21 protein-coding genes and 1 pseudogene are annotated in these 21,059 nt (G+C 62.0%); 17 read left to right on the plus strand and 5 right to left on the minus strand.

Features of this window, described 5'->3' with window-relative positions:
- The first annotated feature begins 77 nt into the window (after positions 1-77).
- The 5 genes from PG896_RS17390 to PG896_RS17410 all read left to right on the plus strand — a co-directional run bounded on the left by PG896_RS17390 (position 78) and on the right by PG896_RS17410 (position 5,272).
- Positions 78-347: a DUF3302 domain-containing protein gene (locus tag PG896_RS17390; protein WP_041201542.1), complete on the plus strand. Its 270-nt coding sequence runs from the start codon at positions 78-80 to the stop codon at positions 345-347.
- Positions 348-357: 10 nt separating this feature from the next.
- Positions 358-1,395, plus strand: coding sequence for an HlyD family secretion protein (locus PG896_RS17395; protein ID WP_010674032.1), 1,038 nt, complete (start codon positions 358-360; stop codon positions 1,393-1,395).
- 120 nt (positions 1,396-1,515) lie between these two features.
- Positions 1,516-3,276, plus strand: a complete 1,761-nt coding sequence (locus tag PG896_RS17400) for a DEAD/DEAH box helicase (RefSeq protein WP_270835996.1) — start codon at positions 1,516-1,518, stop codon at positions 3,274-3,276.
- An 87-nt stretch (positions 3,277-3,363) separates the two neighbouring features.
- Entirely contained in the window at positions 3,364-4,797 is a 1,434-nt protein-coding gene (gene dacB, locus PG896_RS17405; RefSeq protein ID WP_043156376.1) for a D-alanyl-D-alanine carboxypeptidase/D-alanyl-D-alanine endopeptidase, read from the plus strand.
- A gap of 217 nt (positions 4,798-5,014) precedes the next feature.
- Complete coding sequence (locus PG896_RS17410) at positions 5,015-5,272, plus strand: GrxA family glutaredoxin (protein WP_010674029.1); 258 nt, start codon at positions 5,015-5,017, stop codon at positions 5,270-5,272.
- Positions 5,273-5,331: 59 nt separating this feature from the next.
- Here PG896_RS17410 and PG896_RS17415 read toward each other — a convergent pair whose 3' ends face one another.
- On the minus strand, positions 5,332-5,541 hold the full coding sequence (locus PG896_RS17415; RefSeq protein ID WP_010674028.1) for a DUF1653 domain-containing protein: 210 nt from the start codon (positions 5,539-5,541) through the stop codon (positions 5,332-5,334).
- Between the two features lie 356 nt (positions 5,542-5,897).
- On the opposite strand from PG896_RS17415, the gene PG896_RS17420 reads away from it, so the two are divergent.
- A complete protein-coding gene (locus PG896_RS17420) occupies positions 5,898-7,112 on the plus strand; it encodes a pyridoxal phosphate-dependent aminotransferase (RefSeq protein ID WP_005302243.1) in 1,215 nt (404 codons plus the stop codon).
- 65 nt (positions 7,113-7,177) lie between these two features.
- On the opposite strand, the gene PG896_RS17425 is transcribed toward PG896_RS17420, so the two are convergent.
- Positions 7,178-8,653 carry a YfcC family protein gene (locus PG896_RS17425; protein WP_270835998.1) on the minus strand — a complete coding sequence of 492 codons (1,476 nt, stop codon included), beginning with the start codon at positions 8,651-8,653 and terminating at the stop codon, positions 7,178-7,180.
- 163 nt (positions 8,654-8,816) lie between these two features.
- Complete coding sequence (fabV, locus tag PG896_RS17430; RefSeq protein WP_041212832.1) at positions 8,817-10,010, minus strand: enoyl-ACP reductase FabV; 1,194 nt, start codon at positions 10,008-10,010, stop codon at positions 8,817-8,819.
- Between the two features lie 271 nt (positions 10,011-10,281).
- Here fabV and PG896_RS17435 point away from each other — a divergent pair, with 271 nt between their 5' ends.
- The 3 genes and pseudogenes from PG896_RS17435 to PG896_RS17445 all read left to right on the plus strand — a co-directional run bounded on the left by PG896_RS17435 (position 10,282) and on the right by PG896_RS17445 (position 12,487).
- Complete coding sequence (locus PG896_RS17435) at positions 10,282-10,707, plus strand: DUF4124 domain-containing protein (protein WP_039038680.1); 426 nt, start codon at positions 10,282-10,284, stop codon at positions 10,705-10,707.
- Positions 10,708-11,188: 481 nt separating this feature from the next.
- Positions 11,189-11,947 (plus strand): annotated as a pseudogene (locus PG896_RS17440) (PAS domain-containing protein); the annotation flags it as partial.
- A gap of 108 nt (positions 11,948-12,055) precedes the next feature.
- Positions 12,056-12,487 carry a methyl-accepting chemotaxis protein gene (locus PG896_RS17445; RefSeq protein WP_256094419.1) on the plus strand — a complete coding sequence of 144 codons (432 nt, stop codon included), beginning with the start codon at positions 12,056-12,058 and terminating at the stop codon, positions 12,485-12,487.
- Between the two features lie 72 nt (positions 12,488-12,559).
- Here PG896_RS17445 and PG896_RS17450 read toward each other — a convergent pair whose 3' ends face one another.
- Positions 12,560-12,757: a hypothetical protein gene (locus PG896_RS17450; RefSeq protein ID WP_103243342.1), complete on the minus strand. Its 198-nt coding sequence runs from the start codon at positions 12,755-12,757 to the stop codon at positions 12,560-12,562.
- A 61-nt stretch (positions 12,758-12,818) separates the two neighbouring features.
- Positions 12,819-13,715 carry a DMT family transporter gene (locus PG896_RS17455; RefSeq protein ID WP_041212829.1) on the minus strand — a complete coding sequence of 299 codons (897 nt, stop codon included), beginning with the start codon at positions 13,713-13,715 and terminating at the stop codon, positions 12,819-12,821.
- A gap of 111 nt (positions 13,716-13,826) precedes the next feature.
- Between PG896_RS17455 and rsxA the strand changes: the two genes are divergently transcribed.
- The 8 genes from rsxA to gloA all read left to right on the plus strand — a co-directional run bounded on the left by rsxA (position 13,827) and on the right by gloA (position 20,942).
- On the plus strand, positions 13,827-14,408 hold the full coding sequence (gene rsxA / locus PG896_RS17460; RefSeq protein WP_039038677.1) for an electron transport complex subunit RsxA: 582 nt from the start codon (positions 13,827-13,829) through the stop codon (positions 14,406-14,408).
- 4 nt (positions 14,409-14,412) lie between these two features.
- Positions 14,413-14,979, plus strand: coding sequence for an electron transport complex subunit RsxB (gene rsxB, locus PG896_RS17465; RefSeq protein ID WP_049636131.1), 567 nt, complete (start codon positions 14,413-14,415; stop codon positions 14,977-14,979).
- 14 nt (positions 14,980-14,993) lie between these two features.
- Positions 14,994-17,294: an electron transport complex subunit RsxC gene (gene rsxC / locus PG896_RS17470; RefSeq protein ID WP_270835999.1), complete on the plus strand. Its 2,301-nt coding sequence runs from the start codon at positions 14,994-14,996 to the stop codon at positions 17,292-17,294.
- A 3-nt stretch (positions 17,295-17,297) separates the two neighbouring features.
- Positions 17,298-18,350, plus strand: coding sequence for an electron transport complex subunit RsxD (rsxD, locus tag PG896_RS17475; RefSeq protein WP_010674314.1), 1,053 nt, complete (start codon positions 17,298-17,300; stop codon positions 18,348-18,350).
- 43 nt (positions 18,351-18,393) lie between these two features.
- Positions 18,394-19,026: an electron transport complex subunit RsxG gene (gene rsxG / locus PG896_RS17480; RefSeq protein WP_041212825.1), complete on the plus strand. Its 633-nt coding sequence runs from the start codon at positions 18,394-18,396 to the stop codon at positions 19,024-19,026.
- Between the two features lie 16 nt (positions 19,027-19,042).
- Entirely contained in the window at positions 19,043-19,801 is a 759-nt protein-coding gene (locus tag PG896_RS17485; protein ID WP_010674312.1) for an electron transport complex subunit E, read from the plus strand.
- Positions 19,802-19,815: 14 nt separating this feature from the next.
- On the plus strand, positions 19,816-20,457 hold the full coding sequence (gene nth / locus PG896_RS17490) for an endonuclease III (RefSeq protein ID WP_005302279.1): 642 nt from the start codon (positions 19,816-19,818) through the stop codon (positions 20,455-20,457).
- Positions 20,458-20,534: 77 nt separating this feature from the next.
- A complete protein-coding gene (gene gloA, locus PG896_RS17495; protein WP_039038673.1) occupies positions 20,535-20,942 on the plus strand; it encodes a lactoylglutathione lyase in 408 nt (135 codons plus the stop codon).
- Positions 20,943-21,059 lie beyond the last annotated feature (117 nt).

A 21,059-nucleotide genomic window follows, 5' to 3' on the forward strand; every position in this document is an offset into this window, starting at 1 on the left:
ACCAGCGGGGCTGACGCCCCGGCGAAATTCCCCTCCCACCTACGTCGGAGGGAGTCCCCTTTCGCATTTAAGATGGCATTATCGTCATTCACGATATTCCATATGAAATTGCCAAGCACCGTAATCACCCCCACCAGGACGCCATTCACGTGGCAGGCTGGGTCAGCCTGTTCACCCTGCACGTGCTCTGGCCCTTCCTCTGGATCTGGGCCACGATTTATCGCCCCGATCGCGGCTGGGGCTTCTCGCAACGCCTACAACATGACGAGACAGAGATCAGCGCACTCAAAGAGGAGCTGGCAGCACTGCAGGCTCGCATGACCACGCTCGAACAGACCGACAAATAGGTAACGCCCCATGGACCTGCTACTTATTCTCACCTATACAGCCCTCTGCATAGGTATTTTCAAGATCTTCAAGATCCCGCTCAACAAGTGGACCGTGCCGACCGCCGTACTGGGTGGCGTCATCATCATCGGCACACTCATCATGCTGATGAACTACAACCACCCCTATTCCGAGCTGGCTCGCAACTATTATGTCTCCACCCCGGTCGTGCCCCTGGTCAAGGGGCGTGTCACCGACGTCCCGGTCAAGCCCAACCAGCCGGTCAAGAAAGGGGATGTGCTGTTTCGCATCGACGCTGAGCCCTTCCAGGAGAAGGTCGCCAGCCTGACGGCGCGCCTCGCCTCCAACACCGATTTTCTGAAGGCTCTGGACGCCCGCCTGCGATCCGCCAGCCTGGACAGGGATCGCGCCCAGGAGCTGATGCGACGGGGCATCGGCAAACAGCGCGACCTCGACGTCACCCAGGCCAACGTGGATGACATCGTCGCCCAAATTGATCAGCAGAAAGCGACCCTCAATGACCTGGGTGCCCAGCTCAACATCGCCAAGTACGATCTGGAGCAGACCGTGGTCTACGCCCCGAGTGACGGTCATGTCGTACAACTGGCATTGCGCCCGGGCATGATTGCCGCCCCCTTCATGTTCCGCCCCGTGATGACCTTCATTCATGAAGATGCCAATGCCTATGTCGGCTGGTTCTGGCAGAACAGCATGCAGCGGCTCAAGGCGGGTGACGAGGCCGAAGTCGTGCTCGACGGCATTCCGGGCCGCATCTTCAAGGCCAAGGTGCAGTCCGTTATCCCGGCCATGGCACCGGGCAATATCCAGGCACAGGCGGGTCTTATCGATCAGACCTCGGCACAGGTACCGGGTCGCCTGCCCATCGTGCTCGAGATCACCGATCCCGAATGGGCAAACTACCAGGTGATCGCGGGTTCCAGCGGTCAGGCCGCCATCTATACCGAGCACTTCCACCACGTGGCCATCATGCGCAAGATCCTGATGCGCATGGGTAGCTGGCTCAACTACCTGTTCCCCTTCCACTGAGGTCCCTGACCTGCACGGGCCGGCATCCTGCCGGCCCGCTTCCTGTCAGCACGCCCCCTTCGCTGCATTTTCCCCGCAAGATCCCTATAATGGCGCCATCTTGCACCACAGCCGTTCCCCATGTTCGTTCTCAGACCCTATCAAACCGACGCGGTCAACGCCGTCATCAGCCACTTTCGCAAACACCCGGATCCCGCCGTGGTGGTGCTGCCCACCGGGGCCGGCAAAAGCCTGGTGATCGCCGAACTGGCCCGCAAGGCCCGTGGCCGGGTGCTGGTGCTGGCTCACGTCAAGGAGCTGGTGGAGCAGAACCACGCCAAGTACGAGGCCTGGGGACTCCGGGCCGACATCTTTGCCGCGGGGCTCGCACGCAAGGAGGCGAGCGCCCAGGTGGTGTTTGGCTCGGTGCAGTCGGTGGCGCGCAATCTGGATGCCTTCGACGGCGCTTTTTCGCTGCTCATCATCGACGAGTGCCACCGGGTCTCGCTCGATGACGACAGCCAATACCATCAGGTGATCGAGCATCTCAAGGCCGCCAATCCGGCCCTCAAGATCCTCGGGCTCACCGCCACCCCCTATCGGCTGGGGCTGGGCTGGATCTACCGGCGCCACTACCACGGCATGGTCAAGAGCCACGGCGAGCGGCTGTTCGGTGACTGCGTGTTCGAACTGCCCCTGCGCTTCATGGTGAAAAACGGCTACCTGACCCCGCCGCGCCTGGTGGACGCCCCCATCGTCCACTACGACTTCAGCAAGCTGGTGCCGCGGGAAAACGGCCTGTTCAGCGAGGCGCAGCTCAACGGCGAGATCAAGCGACAGGAGCGGGTCACCCCCCATATCCTGAGCCAGGTGCTGGAGTATGCGGCCGACCGGCAGGGGGTGATGATCTTCGCCGCCACCGTCGAGCATGCCCGGGAAATTCATGGCCTGCTCGGTGCCAGAGACCAGCAGGCCGCCCTCGTCACCGGCGAGACGCCGGGACCGGAGCGCGACGCTCTAATCAGTGCCTTCAAGGCGCGCGAGCTCAAGTTTCTGGTCAACGTGGCAGTGCTCACCACCGGCTTCGATGCCCCCCACGTCGACCTCATCGTGATGCTGCGCCCCACCGAATCGGTGTCGCTCTATCAGCAGATTGTGGGACGGGGCCTGCGCCTCTCACCCGGCAAGAGCGATTGCCTGGTGCTCGACTACGCAGGCAACAACTTCAACCTGTTTGCCCCCGAAGTGGGGGAACCCAGGCCCCACGCCGGCACCGAGCCGGTTCAGGTGCCCTGCCCCGCCTGCGGCTTTGCCAACACTTTCTGGGGCAAGACCGACGAGGATGGCAAGGTGGTCGAACACTACGGCCGCCGCTGTCAGGGACTGTTTGAAGATGACGAGGGCAACCGCGAGGAGTGCGACTACCGCTTTCGCGCCAAGATCTGCCCAGGTTGCGGTGCTGAAAACGACATCGCCGCCCGCCGCTGCCAAAGCTGTGACCAGCTGCTGGTGGACCCTGACGACAAGCTCAAGGAGGCCCTCAATCTCAAGGACTGCATGGTGATCCGCTGCGCCGGTTTGACCCTGAGCCCTGGGCGCGGCAAGCAGGGGGAGCGGCTGGAGGTGACCTACCACGACGAGGATGGCCTGACCCTGACGGAGTACTTCCCCTTTCACTCCCGGGGTGCACAGCGCTTGTTTCAACAACGCTTTGTGCGTCATCATTGGCCCGCCCCGGGCCTGGAGCCCGAATTCACTACCCTGGCGAGCGTGATGCTCGCGGCAGACCAGTTCCGTCACCCGGATTTCGTCATCGCCCGCAAGTCGGGACGCTTCTGGCAGGTGAAGGAAAAAATATTCGATTACGAGGGGCGTTACCGGACTGCCAACGCCCCGGCCTGACCCCATGGCAGGCGATACCCGGCAGTCACCCGGTTTGATTATCGGGGCGGTTTCTGATGCCGCCCTTTCGTTCAGTTAGAGGATCCTATGCAGCGGCTGTTGATTGGTTTTTGTGCTCTCTTTTCTCTGGCGGTCCAGGCCGCCCCGCTGACCCCGCCCAAGGGGGGCCAGTACGCCGTCATCGTACAGGGTAACAACGGGGTGGAATTTGCCCGTCACGCCGATGACATGATAGCCCCCGCCTCCACCATGAAGGTGCTCACCGCGCTCGCCGCCCGCCTCGAACTCGGTGCCGACTTCCGCTTCGCCACCGACATCCAGGCCCAGCCCGGCGCCAAACAGGGCACTACCATCAACGGCGACATCTGGATCAACTTCGTCGGCGACCCGACCCTGTCGCGCATGGATCTGGTTGCCCTGTTCAAACAGTTGGGCGTCACCCGCATTCAGGGCAACGTCTATGTCAACACCGGTGCCTACAACGGCTATGAGCGTGGCAACGGCTGGTCCTGGGGGGATCAGACCCTCTGTTTCGCCGCTCCCGTCTCCTCGGTCATCATCGACAAGAACTGCGCCTACGGCACCATCACCGCCACCCAGATTGGCAAGCCTGCGGTGGGCAACGTGGCCACCGGCGTGCCCATCGGCATCGGCGCCGACAACGTGGAGGTGATGAGCTATGGCGACATGGCGCGTCAGTTCTGTGCTCTGGAAGTAGACATGGCCAAGGGCAACTTCTACGAGCTCAAGGGCTGCATCACCCCGAACAAGGAGCCACAAGGGCTGCGCTTTGCCATCCATGACGTGGAGGCCTGGGGCTGGGACAACATCCGCTGGGCCATGAACCGCGCCGGGATCAGCCACGACGGCCTGCTGCGGGTCACCCATCAGGCCCCTGTCGGTGCCCAGACCCTGGCGACCCACTACTCTGTCTCCCTGCCGGTGATGCTCGCCAAGATGTTGAAAAAGTCCGACAACCTCTACGCCGATACCTTCCTCAAAACCGTGGGGCGTCACTACTACAACAAGCCGGGCAGCTATCGCAGCGGCACCATGGCGGTGCGCGCCATCCTGACCAAGCACGGCATTGACCTTGGCAACGCCACCCTGGCCGACGGCTCCGGCCTCTCCGCCCACAATCTCATCAGCGCGCGCCAGATGTTGTCGGTGCTTAACTTCATCCAGAAGAACGATGCCGAGCTCGACTTCATCAAGCTGCTGCCAAGCTCCCAGGTGGACGGCACCCTGGCCTGGCGACGCAGCGTCACCGCCCCCATGATGAAGAACAAGGTGCACGCCAAGACGGGCACCATCACCGGCACCTCGAACCTCGCCGGCTTCATCGACACCGCAAGTGGCCAGCGCAAAGCCTTCGTGATGTTCCAGCGCGGCCTGTCGCAAGACCCCGCCACCCACGAGCGCTATCGCGCCAGCAAGGCCCCCTGGCCCTGGACCGTCTTCGAAAAAGGCGTGCTGGAGAGCATCTACCAGCAGCAGCCCATCCAGATCGCCGAGCAGTGATGAACGATATAGGTGGCCTTGCCAGCAAGGCGGCCCCCATTCCCCGACCTTGGGGCGAAACAGGGACGCTGGCGCCGTCATCAGCAGTGGGCGCAATCGGAGATGGCGAACGTAAGCATCGCTATTTTCAGCTTTGACTGACAGGGCGCCACGGCTATGCTGTGCCCAGCCTCATCTCAATGGCCTTCTTCAACGGCTTGTTTAATGGAGAGAAAAGATGTTTGTAGAGATTTTTGGTCGTCCCGGTTGCCCCTATTGCGTGCGTGCCAAGCAGATTGCCGAGCAACTGACCGAGGAGCGCGATGACTTCGAGTTCCGCTACGTGGATATCAACGTGGCCGGGCTGACCAAGGACGATCTCGCCGCCAAGGCGGGCAAGCCGGTCACCACTGTGCCGCAGATCTTCCTGGATGAGCAGCACATCGGCGGCTGCACCGATTTTGAGGCCTATGCCAGAGCCAATCTGGGTCTGTAAGCCCCGACACCATGAAAAAAGGCGCCTCTGGCGCCTTTTTTCATGTCGCCAAGCCTGCCTCAGGCCACCGGCGTGAAGCGGCTCACCACCTGTCCCTGATGTTCAATCCACTCCATGAACATGGCGACGGGGCGGGCATAGACCTGACCATCCTGTTCGGATTGATAGATCACCAGCTGCTCCTGGGTTTCGGTGTGCAAGGCCAGGGCAAGAACCTGGTAATAGCCCCCCTTGAAATGGCGGTAGCGACCGGTGGCGGGTGCCTGCATGAGTGAACCTCGAGAGCGGGAAGATGAGCCCCTGTGCCTGCGTGCTCCCCTGGCAGACCGACGGGTCGGGGCCTTTTTTACCCCAGCCAATCGTGCCAGATGGGGGAGATATTTCAATACACTCATGTTGCTTTATGAATCTGCCCCTCATCTTTCACTGATCTACCAAAGAGAGGCAAACGATCATGCTGAATTTAACATTTCAACAACCCTGTTTCAGGGGTAAATATCAGGGATTTATTCCATAAATTAGATTGTTCTAGCATTCAATTCTGTGAAGAATAGGGGCAGAGAAATTTGATACTAAAAACAGCTTTTCTGCCAACGCGCCCCACGGGGAAGGAATCACGCTCACCATGTTCACTATCGACAAGTCGCACAAGCTCGACGATGTCTGCTATGACATCCGCGGCCCGGTGCACAAAGAAGCTCGCCGTCTCGAAGACGAAGGTCACCGCATCATCAAGCTCAACATCGGCAATCCGGCCCCGTTTGGCTTCGAAGCACCGGAGGAGATCATCAAGGATGTGATCCTCAACATGCCCCAGAGCCAGGGCTACTGCGACTCCAAGGGGCTCTTCTCCGCCCGCAAGGCGGTGATGCAGTACTACCAGCAAAAAGGGATGCGCAAGGTCGACATCGACGACATCTACATCGGCAATGGTGCGAGCGAGCTCATCGTGATGGCGATGCAGGCGCTGCTCAACAACGGCGACGAGATGCTGGTGCCCTCCCCCGACTACCCGCTCTGGACCGCGGCCGTCACCCTCTCCGGTGGCCATGCGGTGCACTACCGTTGCGACGAAGGGGCTGACTGGTATCCGGATCTCGACGACATCCGCGCCCGCATCACCCCGCGCACCCGCGGCCTGGTGCTGATCAACCCCAACAACCCGACCGGCGCCGTCTACGGCAGCGAGTTCCTGCTGGAGGTGATCGAGATCGCCCGCCAGCACAACCTCATCATTTTCGCCGACGAAATTTACGACAAGATCCTCTACGACGACATCTCCCACACCAGCGTCTGCACCCTGTGCGACGATGTCATGGTGGTGACCTTCAACGGCCTCTCCAAGGCCTACCGCGCCTGTGGCTTCCGCCAGGGCTGGATGGTCATCACCGGTCCCAAGGGCCGTGCCAAGGGCTACATCGAGGGGCTGGAGATGCTGGCCTCCATGCGGCTTTGTGCCAACGTGCCCATGCAGCACGCCATCCAGACCGCCCTGGGTGGCTACCAGAGCATCAACGAGCTGATCCTGCCGGGGGGCCGCCTGCGTCGCCAACGGGACAAAGCCTGGGAGCTTTTGAACGAGATCCCTGGGGTCTCCTGCGTCAAGCCCAAGGGGGCGCTCTACATGTTCCCGCGCCTCGACCCCAAGGTGTACGACATTCGCGACGACCAGAAGATGGTGTTCGACCTGCTGCAGCAGGAGAAGCTCCTGCTGGTGCAAGGCACCGGCTTCAACTGGCCTGCACCGGATCACTTCCGCCTGGTGTTCCTGCCCCGGGAAGAGGAGCTGGAAGAGGCCATCGGCCGTCTCGCCCGCTTCCTCAAGGGCTACAAGCAGTAAGCAAGGCTCATGAAAAAGGCTCCCGTGGGAGCCTTTTTGTTGTCTGTCGTTTTCTATCCGTGCCATCAGCCGTGCAGCAGGGCACCGGCTACCAGCACCGCCATGGTGATGAGGGCCACCCCGATGATGAAGGGCAGCACCCAGCGCACGAAGCGATCATAGGGGATCCTGGCGAGCGCCAGCCCCGCCACCAGATGGGCTGCTGTGGGGGCGAACAGGTTGATCCAGCCGGAGGCGGACTGATAGGCGGTGATCACCAGATCCCGCGAGATCCCGGAGAAGTCCGCCAGCGGCCCCATCAGCGGCATGGAGACGGTCGCCAACCCCGAGGTGGACGGGATGAAGAAGCTCAGGATGATGTGCACCAGATAAGCCATCAGGATGAAGACCGACGACGACAGCCCGCTCACCAGCCCCTCGGCCCAGTGCAAAATGGTGTCGATGATGACGCCATGTTCCATCACCACATAGATGCCGCGTGCCACCGCCACCACCAGCGCCACCCCGATAAGATCCCGAGCGCCGCTCAGGAAGGTCGCCACATAGTTGGACTCCGGCATCCGGTTGATCAGCGCGATCAGAATGGAAGCAGTGAAACACAGGGTGGAGAGCTCGTCGAACCACCAGCCCAGGGTAGGCAGCAGATCGATGCCCAGATCTGACCAGGGCACCACCGCATAGATCATCAGCAGGAAGGTGCCGAAGAAAACCAGCATGGTGAGCTTCTGCTTGCCGCTGAAGGCGAGATTGCCGCTCTTCATCTGGGAGAACTCGTCGTCATAGGCGATGTCGGCCAGCACGGAGCGGGACTTGTCCTGCTGCACCTGCTTGGCGTAGCGCATCACGAACCAGGAGGCGAAGATCACCAGCAGCAGCCACTGCACAACCCTAAGGCCAATCCCCTCACCGATGGGAATGCCGGCAAAACCGGAGGCGATGCCGGTAGCAAACGGGTTGACGGTGGAGGCGAGCACCCCGACCCCGGAGCCAAGCAGGATAATCCCGGCCGCCACCATGCGATCAAAGCCCGCCGCCATCATCACCGGCACGATCAGTGCCCAGAAGGCCACCGTCTCCTCCGCCATGCCGAAGGTGGAGCCGCCGAGGGCAAACAGGGCGATCAGCACGGGGATAAGCAGCCGCTCGCGCCCGGCAAAGCCGCGCACGATGGCCCCCACCCCGGCATCCAGCGCCCCGCTCTGCATGGTCACCGCCAGGAAACCACCGATGATGAGCACGAACAGCGCCACGTCGGCTGCCTTGTGAAAGCCCTGGATGGGCGCCTTGAGCACATCGAATACCCCCTGGGGTTGGGAGGGGAGCTCGGTGTAGCTGCCGGGCACCGGCAACAGTCGCTCATCGCCGCTGTAGTCGGCCACGGCGGCTGCCGCCACCGGCTGCTGGGTCTTGGCCGTCACGTAGTTGTATTTGCCCGCCGGCAGCACCCAGGTCAGGGCCGCCATCAGGGCGATGATGATGAAAAGCAGGGTATAGACAGTGGGGAGTTGGCGCTTTTTGGGCGCTTCATGTGGAGTGGTCATAGCTTCCGTACCTCGGCAATGCCGTCTGTGATCCGGACAGCGCAAGCCTAGCGGGTTTGTTCGGGGAAAAAGGTGATCGCGGATAATAAACCTGAGGCAACAGGTTGAGTCTGCTGCAAAAAAAACAGGGCCCCGCAGGGCCCTGTCTGTGCTGACGACCGACTTACAGCTCGACCACGTCGAATTGCACGTCCGGATTCACGTCCGCATCGTAGTCCACTTCGTCCAGGCCGAAACCGAACAGGCGCAGGAACTCCTGCTTGTAGCCGGTGTAGTCGGTCAGTTCACTGAGGTTCTCGGTGGTGATGGAGGGCCAGAGATCACGGCAGGTCTGCTGCACGTCTTCACGCAGTTCCCAGTCATCCATGCGGATGCGGGCCTGCTCGTCCAGCGCCATGTCGGCGCCGTACAGGCGGGTGCGCATCATGCGGTCCACCTGCTCCATGCAGCCCTCGTGGATGCCCTTCTCCTTCATGATCTTGAAGGCCATGGAGATGTAGAGCGGCATCACGGGAATGGCAGAGGAGGCCTGGGTTACCACGGATTTGAGCACGGCCACGTGGGCGGTCCCCCCCTTGGCAGCCAGATCGCCACGGATGGCGGTGGCGGCGCGGTCCAGATCTTCCTTGGCGCGCCCCAGGGTGCCATGCCAGTAGATGGGCCAGGTCAGGTCGGTACCGATGTAGGAATAGGCCACGGACTTGGCGCCGTCAGCCAGCACACCCGCATCGCGCAGAGCCGCCATCCACAGCTCCCAGTCCTGGCCGCCCATGACGGTGATGGTGCTCTGGATCTCTTCCTCATTCGCCGGCTCGACGGTGGCGGTGATGATCTGATCCTTGTTGGTGTCGATGGCGGTGGAGGTGTAGACCTCGCCGATAGGTTTGAGGGCGGAGCGCACCACTTCGCCGGTGTCCGGCAGCTTGCGCACCGGAGAGGCCAGGGAGTAGACCACCAGATCGATTTGACCCAGATCCTGCTTGATGAGCTCGATCACCTTGGCACGGCACTCGTGGGAGAAGGCATCGCCATTGATGCTCTTGGCGTAGAGGCCGGCCTCTTTGGCGGCCTTGTCGAAGGCGGCGGAGTTGTACCAGCCAGCGGAGCCCGTCTTGGTCTCGGAGCTCGGCTTTTCGAAGAAGACACCGATGGTGGCAGCTCCGCTGCCGAAGGCTGCGGCAATGCGAGAGGCCAGACCATAGCCGGTAGAAGCGCCGATCACCAGCACCTTCTTGGGGCCATTCTCGATGGCGCCCTTGGCTTGGGTGTAAGCGATCTGGCGACGAACATTGGCTTCACAACCGACCGGGTGGGTGGTGGTGCAGATAAAGCCGCGAACCTTGGGTTTGATGATCATGTGTTGTCTCTTATCCGTTTGATGGATGAAATCGGGGCATAAGATACCTCATTGCGGCCCGTTATGGTGCTCTGATGTGTTGAACTGCGGGGAAACAGGCAGGGATCCGTCGCTTTATGCCGCCATGGCACACCCATTGCGCAGGGGATCTACCCCGCCATGGACCAGAGAGAGGCAACGTGAGGACCGGAATGTCACACCCGGAACGAGGCCGTTGTCTGACCTTGCGCCATGTACTAGTGTGCAAGGAAGAGGATTCAAGGAGGAGTCTATGTCACGCATGCTGGTCATCTCTCTCGCCTGCCTGGGGCTTGCCACCGTCCCCGTTGTCCAGGCGGCTGTCTATCAATGCGCCCGCGATGGGCAGATCACCTTCAGCGACATCCCCTGCAGCAGCGACGCCAAACCCATGGCACTCAATGTCTATACCCCCTCCCCCGAGGCGGTGGAGCAGGCGGCCAACCAGACCCGGGAGATAGAGCAGAGCCTGGCGAACGGCCAGAAACAACGCCAGGCCGAGGCGCTGCGCACCGAGATCGAGGCCAAAAAGCAGAAGATGAACAACGAGATGACCCAGATCACGGAGAACAAGGCAAGATCCCGCAATGTCTCGGCAGAGATGCAGTCGGTCACTACCCGATATCAGAAAGAGATTGAGTCCCTGAACCAGAAACTCTCCACCTTGCAGGCAAAATAAACACTCCCTGTTTCGGGACAGAAAATATACCGAAGCGGCAATGTCGTCACGGGTTCACACATGCCGCACATCCAGAACATCACACCCTTGGCCGTTTATTTCTCACACCAGAGGATCAGATAGCGGCTTTTTCCCGATCCCCGTAGCCACCTAATTTCACCGCGTTCCAGAAGACTCAACTTTATCCCCACCGAGATCCCTGACGTGTCATAGGGTTCATATGAGGGCGATATATAGGGGCATCGTGACAATTGTCAGTGCCAAAAGAGGCGCCTTCATGCCAATATTCCCTGGTGCCCAAAGCGGTCCACGAGATAAATAACCTTGGTACGAGACCCTACAATTAAGAAGCTATTTATCAACATTGAAAAATAAAAAGTTAATTTGAGTACGATGACGACTCATCAGGACGCAATGCTATTGTTAATTTACTCATATTTGGTCGTTATCCCATTCAAGGGTCTCATGGAGGAGCGCTGTCATGTTCTGGAATCAAAAAGCAAGCAAGGAAGCCAGTGAGCAAGCGGCAAGGGTGGTGGAACTGGGGGCATTTGAACAGGCTATCCAGTTGCAGGTCCCCTTCGTCCAGTTCACCCCGGCGGGAGTGGTCACCTTCGCCAACGCGCTGTTTCTCAAGATCGTGGGATTTGAACGTGACGAGGTGATTGGCAAGCATCACAGCACCCTCTGCTTCCCCGACGACGTCAATACCCGGGATTACGAGACCTTGTGGCAGGATCTGCGCCACGGCGTCTCCCGCAGCGGTCGCTTCATTCGCCAGTCGAAATCCGGCAAGGCCGTGTGGCTGGAGGCGACCTATTTCCCCATCCTGATCGACGGCAAGGTGGTGCGGATCGCCAAGGTCGCCTCCGACGTGACCCAGCAGCAATCCACTCTGGAGCGCACCCAGGCCCTGCTGGCAGCCCTGGACAAGTCCCTGGCGGTCATCGATTTCCAACCCGATGGCACCGTCATCACCGCCAACCAGAATTTCCTCAACTGCTTTGGCTACCGGCTGGAAGAGGTGGTCGGCAAGCATCATCGCCTCTTCTGTGACACCGAGTTCTACCAGAACAACCCCCATTTCTGGCAGGATCTCGGCTCGGGTGACATCAAGTCCGGGCTTTTCATGCGTCTGGGTCACCGGGGGGAGAAGATCTGGCTGGAGGCCACCTACAACCCCATCTTCAACCACGAGGGCAAGGTGGTCAAAATCATCAAGCTGGCGAGCGACATCACCGAGCGGGTGGAGAAATCCATCTCCACCCGGGAAGCGGCCCAGAAGGCGTGTGCCATCGCCAGCGAAACCGTCGCGAGCGCTGCCAGGGGGCGGGAGGTCATCGACAGGGTGCTCGACACCTCCTCTCACATCAACACCTCGGTCAATGCGGTCAGCAAGCAGATAGAGCAGCTCAACCAGCAATCCAGGAGCATCGAATCCATCATCTCCACCATCAGCGGCATCGCGGATCAGACCAATCTGCTGGCCCTCAACGCGGCCATCGAGGCGGCCCGCGCCGGGGAACAGGGACGGGGATTCGCGGTCGTGGCCGACGAGGTGAGGCAACTGGCGGCGCGCACTTCCAGCTCCACCAGCGAGATCGTCACCGTCATCAAGCACAACTCGGAGATCACCTCACAGATCACCCAGACCGTCTCCGTCGTCTCCGACAAGGCGGTGGCAGGTCAGGAGCAGGCCACCATCATCGCCGACGTCATCAAGGAGATCATCGAGGACGCCAACTCGGTGTCAGACACCGTCAAGAGCCTCTCCATCTGAGCGACAGCTGCCAATGACAACGGGGGGCCCAGGCCCCCCGTTGTCATTGCTGTCCGCCCACCCTAAACCCGCTCAGCCATCCCCCAGGAGATAGTGTCTGGCTTCCTCGTCCGCCAGCACGAGGGCGATGTCCCATAGCGCGGCGATGCAGAGCCCCTCCTCCCCCACGGCCTCCTCTTCCAGCGCCTCCAGGGCTCTGGCATCGGCCAGGGTAAAGGGGGGATGGCTCAACAGGCTTTTGGCCGCGGCCAGCAAGTGCATGTCGCTCATCGGTCGGCTCCTTCTTCGACAGCGTGTTTCCCTGCCCAGACTGTAGCCCAATGACGGCGACTCATCCCCCGGTGGCGACTGCCTGCGCACGCTTCCTGCCGGACGGCAGTTGGCCCACCCCGATGCCGGCCAGCACGGCGGCACAGGCCACCCATTGCAGGGCCGTGAGCGTCTCTCCCAGCAGCAGATAGGCGAGCAGCAGGGTAAAGACCGGTATGAGGTTCACATAGGCAGCCGCCAGGGTCACTTTCACCTGGGTCACCGACCAGTTGTAGAGCAGGTAGGCACCCAGGGTCACGAAGGCGCCGAGGAAGAGGATGACCCCCATGTCCTGCCAAGCCCAGCTCGCGGGCCAGGGCGCACTGAAGGCAAAGGGCGCGAAGAAGAGCATGCCGACGAAGGCCTGCAACGCCGTCAGTGTCATCACCCCGTAGCGGCTGGAGAGCTTTTTGAATACCACGGAATAGGTGGCGGCGCAGAGCATGGCGCCCATCTCCAGGCTGTTGCCGAGCAGGGCGTTGGGGGCGAACTCGTCGGCGCCCTCCCCCAACCCCAGCAGGGCGATGCCAACGATGGCGATGGCAAAGCCCAGCAGCTGGCGGCGACTCACCCGCTCTCCAAGCAGCACGAAGGCCACCAGGGCCACCATCAGCGGAAGCAGGGCACAGACCATACCGGCCTGGCCGGCACTGGTGTAACGCAGGGCGTTGACTTCAAGAAGAAAGTAGAGGCAGGGCTCAAGCGCCCCCATCAGGGCCAACCAGCGCCAATCCCCCTTCTGGTAAGTGACGCGGCCAAGCTGGCGGTAGCAGAGCAGCCAGCAACAGGACGCCACCCCCATCCGCATGAAGAGCACCTGACCGAAGGACCAGATTTCCAGCACATGTTTGAGGGCGATGAAGGAGCTGGACCAGAGCAGCATGGCCAGGGTCAGCGTCAGGACGGGTAAAGGGCGCACAATGCCTCCATGAATTGGGCATTCGAATAATAACCATACGGCCTTGCGGTTGTCTAAAGGCACCTAACATCAGATAATACGGCCGCCTTCATACCGGATAACCCATCTTCAATGACTGAGTACCTGCTTTTACTGGTCGGCACCGTGCTGATCAACAACTTCGTGCTGGTGAAGTTCCTCGGCCTTTGCCCCTTCATGGGTGTCTCCGGCAAGCTGGAAACCGCCATCGGCATGGGTCTGGCCACCACCTTCGTCATGACGCTGGCCAGCGCCTGCTCCTATCTGATGGAGCACTATATCCTGATCCCGCTGGAGATCGCCTACCTGCGCACCCTGGGCTTCATTCTGGTGATCGCCGTGGTGGTCCAGTTCACCGAGATGGTGATCCGCAAGAGCAGCCCGACCCTCTATCGCCTGCTCGGCATCTTCCTGCCGCTCATCACCACCAACTGTGCCGTGCTCGGCGTGGCGCTGCTCAGCATCAACGAGCGCCACAACTTCATCCAGAGCATCATCTACGGCTTCGGGGCCGCCGTCGGCTTCTCCCTGGTGCTGATCCTTTTTGCCGCCATGCGTGAGCGGCTGGTGGCTGCCGACGTGCCGGCACCGTTTCGTGGCGTCTCCATCGCCATGGTCACCGCTGGCCTGATGTCGCTGGCCTTCATGGGCTTTACCGGCCTCATCAAGATATAACGCTATGATTCACATACTCTTTGCCATTCTGGTGCTGGCCCTGCTTGCCCTGGCCTTCGGCATCATTCTCGGCTTTGCCGCCGTCAAGTTTCATGTGCAGGCCGATCCCATCGTCGATCAGCTCGATGCTCTGTTGCCCCAGACCCAGTGCGGCCAGTGCGGTTACCCGGGCTGCAAACCCTACGCAGAAGCCCTGGCCAATGGCGACAAGATCAACAAGTGCGTGCCCGGTGGCGACGCCACCATGCGCAAGATTGCCGACCTGATGGGGGTCGAGCCCCAGTCTCTGGACGGCGGTGAAGACGCGGCAATCCCCGTCAAGAAGGTGGCCTTCATTCACGAAGACATGTGCATCGGTTGCACCAAGTGCATCCAGGCCTGTCCGGTCGACGCCATCCTGGGTGCCACCAAGGCGATGCACACCGTCATCGAGGCCGAGTGCACCGGGTGCGACCTCTGCGTCGACCCCTGCCCGACCGACTGTATCGAAATGATCCCGGTGCCGACCACGGTCGACAACTGGAAATGGGATCTGGCCAAGGTCGCCATTCCGGTCAAGATAGTGGAATAAACAGCGGAGTAACCATGCAGCATCTGCTCGAACGCATCAAAGCCGGCACTCTGTGGGATTTTCACGGCGGCATCCATCCCCCCGAGAACAAGCACCAGTCCAGCCTGACCCCCGTCGTTGACGCGGGCCTTCCCCCACAGCTCATCATTCCGGTGCGCCAGCACGCGGGTCCGGCCGGCGAACTGCTGGTGCGGGTGGGGGACAAGGTCAAGAAGGGGCAACCCCTCACCCGTTTTGACAAGGGACGCATCGTGCCGGTGCACGCTTCCACCTCGGGCACCATCACCGCCATCGAGCAGCACACGGTGGCGCACCCCTCCGGTCTTGACGATCTCTGCATCCTCCTCACCCCGGACGGAGACGATGCCTGGGGCGAGCGCACACCCCAGCCTGACTACTGGAACCTGGAGCGGGGGGCGTTGCTCGAGCGCATCCAGCAGGCCGGCATCGCCGGGCTCGGCGGCGCCGTCTTCCCGACCCACAGCAAGCTCGACGGCCGTGGCCAGCTCACCGAGATCCTCATCGTCAACGGGCTGGAGTGCGAACCCTACATCACCACAGATGACCGTCTGATGCAGGAATACGCCGACGAGATCATGGACGGCATCCGGGTACTCAAGCACCTGCTCAAGCCCAAGCTCACCCTGATCGGGGTGGAAGACAACAAACCGGCGGCCATCGAGGCCCTGACCCGCCATGCCAGCGACGCCGACGTGCTGGTCAAGTCGGTACCAACCAAGTACCCCTCCGGCGGCGCCAAACAGACCATAGAGCTGCTCACCGGACGCCAGGTGCCCAAGGGAGGCCGGGCGGTGGACATGGGCATCATGGTGCTCAACGTCGCCACCGTCTTTGCCATCAAGCGCGCCATCATCGATGGGGAGCCGCTCATCGAGCGCATCGTCACCCTCACCGGCGACGCCTTCAAGAAACCCGGCAATGCCTGGGTGCGTCTGGGCACGCCGGTACGCTGGCTGCTCCAGCGTTTCGAGCTGCAACCGGAGGCGGATCAGCGGGTCATCATGGGGGGCCCCATGATGGGCTTCACCCTGCCCCACGCCATGGTCCCCGTGGTCAAGGCCACCAACTGCCTGCTCTCCCCCACCCGCGCCGAGCTGCCGCCCCCCGGCCCGGAACAGGCCTGCATCCGTTGCAGTGCCTGCGCCGATGCCTGCCCCGCCACCCTGCTGCCCCAGGAGCTTTACTGGTACAGCCGGGTCAAGGAGTACGACAAGGCCGAGAAGCTCAACCTCTTTGACTGTATCGAGTGCGGCGCCTGTGCCTGGGTCTGCCCGAGCGAAATCCCCCTGGTGCAGTACTACAAGATCGCCAAGGATGACATCCGCGAGGCCCGTGCCGAGGCCGAGAAGGCCGAACGTGCCAAGCAGCGCTTCGAGGCCAAGCAGGCTCGCTTCGAGCGTGAGAAGGCGGCCCGCGAAGCCCGCCACGCCGAGGCCGCAGCCCAGCGCCGTCAGGCCATGACGGCCGCGGGGGGAGAAGATCCCGTCGCCGCTGCCCTCGCCCGCCTCAAGGCCAAGCAGGAGACCACCCAGGCAGGCACCAGCGAGCCAGCACCGGACAACGGCGCCATGATTGCCGCCAGAGAGGCGCGCAAGCAGGAGGCCATCGCCCGTCGTGCCGCCAAGGCCGCCAATGGCGAGGGCAATGGGCTGGCTGACACCCCGGCATCTGGGGAGCAACATCCCAAGGCAGAGCTGGATCCCAAGAAAGCCGCCATCGCCGCCGCCCTGGCACGGGCCAAGGCCAAGAAAGCCGCCCTGGCGCAAGGGGACACGCCGATGGATGCGGATAAAACATCCGTGAACACAAGCGATAACGCCGTTGAGGCCCCGGCCGCCGCATCCGAGCCCGCCGCCGAGGTGGACCCCAAGAAGGCGGCCATTGCCGCCGCCATCGCCCGGGCCAAGGCCAAGAAGGCCGCCCAGGCGCAAGGTGATGGGCCTGTGGTCGCGGGCGAGACATCCGTGAACACAACCGAACACGCCGTTGAGGCCCCGGCCGCCGCATCCGAGCCCGCCGCCGAAGTGGACCCCAAGAAGGCGGCCATCGCCGCCGCCATCGCCCGGGCCAAGGCCAAGAAAGCCGCCGAGGCGCAAGGTGACGGGCCGGTGGACGCGGATAAGACATCCGTGAACACAACCGATAACGCCGTTGAGGCCCTGGCCGCCGCATCCGAGCCCGCCGCCGAGGTGGACCCCAAGAAGGCGGCCATCGCCGCCGCCATCGCCCGGGCCAAAGCCAAGAAGCTGGCGGCCGAGGCTGCCTCCTCCCCTTCGACCGACAAGAGCCACTGATCCATGTTCAATATCGCGAGTGCGCCCTTTGCCCACAACCGCAAACAGACCCAGACCCTGATGGTGCTGGTGATCCTGGCCTGCCTGCCCGGCTTCCTTGCGCAGACCTGGTTCTTCGGCTGGGGGACCCTGATCCAGATCCTGCTGGCGCTGGTCACGGCCCTGGGTTCGGAGGCCCTGGTCCTTCGCCTGCGCGGCCGCCCCGTCAAACCGGCCCTGCTGGATGGCAGCGCGGCGCTCACCGCCGTGCTCATCGGTCTCTCCCTGCCCCCCCTGCTGCCCTGGTGGATGCTGGTGCTGGGCACGGCGTTCGCCATCATCATCGCCAAGCATCTCTATGGCGGGCTCGGTCAGAACCTGTTCAATCCTGCCATGGTGGCCTATGTGCTGCTACTGGTCTCCTTCCCGGTTCAGATGACCAGCTGGCTGCCCCCCTCCAGCATCGCCGCCTACGACATCGGCTTCGCCGATGCGGCCTCGGTGATCTTCACCGGCTTCAGCCTCGACGGCTACAGCATGCTGCAGCTCAAGCAGGGGGTGGATGGCCTGACCATGGCCACGCCGTTGGATACCTTAAAGACCGGGCTGACCCAGGGACTGACCGCCACCGAAGTGATGACCCACAAGGTCTTCGAGGGCTGGGGTGGTATCGGCTGGAGCTGGGTCAACCTCGGCTACCTGCTGGGAGGCCTCTTCCTGCTCCAGCAGAAAGTGATCAACTGGCGCATTCCGACTGCCGTGCTGGGCGCATTGCTGCTCGCTGCCACCCTGGGCTATCTGGCCACCCCGGATGCCACCGCCACCCCCATGCTGCACCTGTTCAGCGGTGCCACCATGCTCGGGGCCTTCTTCATCGCCACCGATCCGGTGAGTGCCAGCACCACCGCAAAGGGGCGCCTCGTCTACGGTGTGCTCATCGGCGTGCTGGTCTATGTCATCCGCCGTTTTGGCGGCTATCCGGATGCCTTCGCCTTCGCCGTGTTGCTGGCCAACCTGTGCGTTCCCCTGATTGACAGTCTGACCCGCCCCAAGGTCTATGGAGCCCGTCGCAAATGAACCCACATCTGAATTGCCGCAGACGCGAGACAGGGAGCCTCCCATGTTGAAAAGCATGCGCAAGAATGGCCTGACCCTGGCCCTCTTTGCCCTCGGCTGCACCGCCATGGTGGTGCTGACCAACGAACTGACCCGGGATCGCATCGCCCACCAGCAAGAGCTGGAGAAGCTGCGCACCCTGCAGGCCCTGCTGCCCGAGGGGAGTTATGACAACGATCTGGTGGCCAGTTGCAAGCTGGTCAGCAGCCGGGAATACCTGGGCAGCGATGAGCCCATGCCCCTCTATACCGCCACCCTCAAGGGGGTGCATACCGGCTACGCGCTGGAAACCGTAGCCCCCGATGGTTACAGTGGAGCCATTCGCATGGTGGTCGGCACCGATGCCAAGGGGGCCGTCAGCGCGGTCAGGGTGCTGGCCCACAAGGAAACCCCGGGGCTTGGTGACAAGATAGAGCTGAAGAAATCCAGCTGGATCGACAGCTTCACCGGCAAGTCCCTCACGGCCGACAACGACGCCACCTGGGCGGTGAAGAAGGATGGCGGCGAATTCGACGCCTTCACCGGAGCCACCATCACCCCGCGGGCCGTGGTCAAGGCGGTGAAAAATTTGCTGAGGCTGCAACAGGAGCACCCCGAACTGCTGCACGATGCCCCCTCCTGCCATACCAACCCCTAACGCCGGAGCACACGCAATGGAACAAGTCGACGTGATTGACACGGCCAGCCAACCCGCCGGGGAAAGTGGCCGCCGCGAAGAGCTCAAGGAGCTGATGCTGCAGGGACTGTGGAAGAACAACCCCTCCCTGGTGCAGGTGCTGGGACTCTGCCCCACCCTGGCGGTCTCCTCCACCTTTACCAATGCGCTGGGGCTCGGCCTTGCCACCATGGTGGTACTGGTCTGCTCCAACCTCGCCGTCTCCCTGGTGCGCAACTGGGTGCCCAAGGATATCCGCATCCCGGTCTACGTGATGATCATCGCGGCCCTGGTGACCAGCGTGCAGCTGTTGATGAACGCCTACACCTACGGCCTCTATCAGGCGCTCGGCATCTTCATCGCCCTCATCGTCACCAACTGCGTCATCATCGGCCGCGCCGAAGCCTATGCCTCCAAGAACCCGCCCCTGCTTGCCGCCCTCGACGGCTTCATGATGGGGCTGGGCTTTACCCTGGTGCTGCTGGTACTGGGGGGCCTTCGCGAGATCATCGGCATGGGCACCCTGTTTGACGGTGCCGAGCTGCTGCTGGGTGACTGGGCCAAGTCATTGCGCGTCGAGCTGTTCCACGCCGACGCCAGCCTGCTGCTGGCGATCCTGCCCCCCGGCGGCTTCATCGGCCTCGGTTTGATGATCGCCGGCAAAAACGCCATCAACGACTGGATGGGCCGCAAGCAGAGTGCCGAGAAGGCCCACTGCACCGTGCCGGCGGCAGGCGCCCGCACGACCCAGCTCTGAGACAAGAGAGAGCCATGAACAACCAGAAACGCAGGCTGATCCTGGAGCGGTTGCGCGATGACAACCCCCATCCCACCACAGAGCTCAACTTCACCACGCCCTTCGAGCTGCTCATCGCCGTGCTGCTCTCGGCCCAGGCCACCGATGTCAGCGTCAACAAGGCCACCGACAAGCTCTATCCGGTGGCCAACACCCCCCAGGCCATGCTGGATCTGGGGGTGGACGGGGTCAAGGAGTACATCAAGACCATTGGCCTCTTCAACACCAAGGCCGAGAACGTCATCAAGACCTGCGCCATTTTGCTGGAGCGCCACGGCGGCGAGGTGCCGGAGAATCGCGAGGCCCTCGAGGCCCTGCCCGGCGTCGGCCGCAAGACGGCCAACGTGGTGCTCAACACCGCCTTCGGCTGGCCCACCATCGCCGTCGACACCCATATCTTCCGGGTCTCCAACCGCACCGGCTTTGCCGTGGGCAAGAACGTCGATCAGGTGGAGGAGAAGCTGCTCAAGGTGGTCCCCGCCGAGTTCAAGCTGGACGTGCATCACTGGCTCATCCTGCACGGACGTTACACCTGTCTCGCCCGCAAGCCCCGCTGCGGCTCCTGCATCATCGAAGATTTGTGCGAATACAAAGAGAAGGTCTATCCCGAGAGTTGATCTGCAGGCCTCTGCGGATCCGGTCTCGGGCCATGGATTCAAGGCAGTACCAATCCACCAACCCGGAGAATTGAGCAATGAGAATTCTGCATACCATGTTGCGCGTCGGCGATCTGCAACGTTCCATCGACTTCTACACCCGAGTGCTGGGCATGACACTGCTGCGCAAGAGCGAGAACAGCGAATACAAGTACACCCTGGCCTTCGTCGGCTACGGCGACGAGAAGGATGAAGCCGTCATCGAGCTCACCTACAACTGGGGCGTGAGCGAATACGAGCTCGGTTCTGCCTATGGCCACATCGCCCTGGAAGCGGACGACATCTATGCCACCTGCGAGGCACTGCGCGCCGCCGGCGCCAAGATCACCCGCGAGCCGGGCCCGGTGAAGGGCGGCACCACCGTCATCGCCTTCGTGGAAGACCCGGACGGTTACAAGATTGAGCTGATTGCCAAGAAAGACGCCGGTAACGGCCTGGGCGCCTGAGCCCACGCCGCCTGGCGGTGAGAAAAACAACGGGGCCCAGGGCCCTAATGCCGATCAGTTAAGGATCCATTGACCGATCCTCAGGCTGTGTAAGAATCCGAAACTCCTTGTTGGGTT

It is taken from the genome of Aeromonas sp. QDB30, from assembly GCF_027707645.1.
In the GTDB taxonomy this organism is placed as follows: Bacteria; Pseudomonadota; Gammaproteobacteria; order Enterobacterales; family Aeromonadaceae; genus Aeromonas; species Aeromonas caviae.

Excerpts from the sequence above, each read along its gene's own strand:
- PG896_RS17435 (WP_039038680.1), top strand. The coding sequence starts at position 10,282 with ATGTCACGCATGCTGGTCATCTCTCTCGCCTGCCTGGGGCTTGCCACC.
- fabV (WP_041212832.1), bottom strand. The coding sequence starts at position 10,010 with ATGATCATCAAACCCAAGGTTCGCGGCTTTATCTGCACCACCACCCAC.
- dacB (WP_043156376.1), top strand. The coding sequence starts at position 3,364 with ATGCAGCGGCTGTTGATTGGTTTTTGTGCTCTCTTTTCTCTGGCGGTC.
- PG896_RS17395 (WP_010674032.1), top strand. The coding sequence starts at position 358 with ATGGACCTGCTACTTATTCTCACCTATACAGCCCTCTGCATAGGTATT.
- gloA (WP_039038673.1), top strand. The coding sequence starts at position 20,535 with ATGAGAATTCTGCATACCATGTTGCGCGTCGGCGATCTGCAACGTTCC.
- PG896_RS17485 (WP_010674312.1), top strand. The coding sequence starts at position 19,043 with ATGGAACAAGTCGACGTGATTGACACGGCCAGCCAACCCGCCGGGGAA.
- rsxB (WP_049636131.1), top strand. The coding sequence starts at position 14,413 with ATGATTCACATACTCTTTGCCATTCTGGTGCTGGCCCTGCTTGCCCTG.
- rsxC (WP_270835999.1), top strand. The coding sequence starts at position 14,994 with ATGCAGCATCTGCTCGAACGCATCAAAGCCGGCACTCTGTGGGATTTT.
- PG896_RS17420 (WP_005302243.1), top strand. The coding sequence starts at position 5,898 with ATGTTCACTATCGACAAGTCGCACAAGCTCGACGATGTCTGCTATGAC.
- PG896_RS17425 (WP_270835998.1), bottom strand. The coding sequence starts at position 8,653 with ATGACCACTCCACATGAAGCGCCCAAAAAGCGCCAACTCCCCACTGTC.
- rsxG (WP_041212825.1), top strand. The coding sequence starts at position 18,394 with ATGTTGAAAAGCATGCGCAAGAATGGCCTGACCCTGGCCCTCTTTGCC.
- PG896_RS17400 (WP_270835996.1), top strand. The coding sequence starts at position 1,516 with ATGTTCGTTCTCAGACCCTATCAAACCGACGCGGTCAACGCCGTCATC.
- PG896_RS17410 (WP_010674029.1), top strand. The coding sequence starts at position 5,015 with ATGTTTGTAGAGATTTTTGGTCGTCCCGGTTGCCCCTATTGCGTGCGT.
- PG896_RS17450 (WP_103243342.1), bottom strand. The coding sequence starts at position 12,757 with ATGAGCGACATGCACTTGCTGGCCGCGGCCAAAAGCCTGTTGAGCCAT.
- rsxD (WP_010674314.1), top strand. The coding sequence starts at position 17,298 with ATGTTCAATATCGCGAGTGCGCCCTTTGCCCACAACCGCAAACAGACC.
- nth (WP_005302279.1), top strand. The coding sequence starts at position 19,816 with ATGAACAACCAGAAACGCAGGCTGATCCTGGAGCGGTTGCGCGATGAC.
- rsxA (WP_039038677.1), top strand. The coding sequence starts at position 13,827 with ATGACTGAGTACCTGCTTTTACTGGTCGGCACCGTGCTGATCAACAAC.
- PG896_RS17415 (WP_010674028.1), bottom strand. The coding sequence starts at position 5,541 with ATGCAGGCACCCGCCACCGGTCGCTACCGCCATTTCAAGGGGGGCTAT.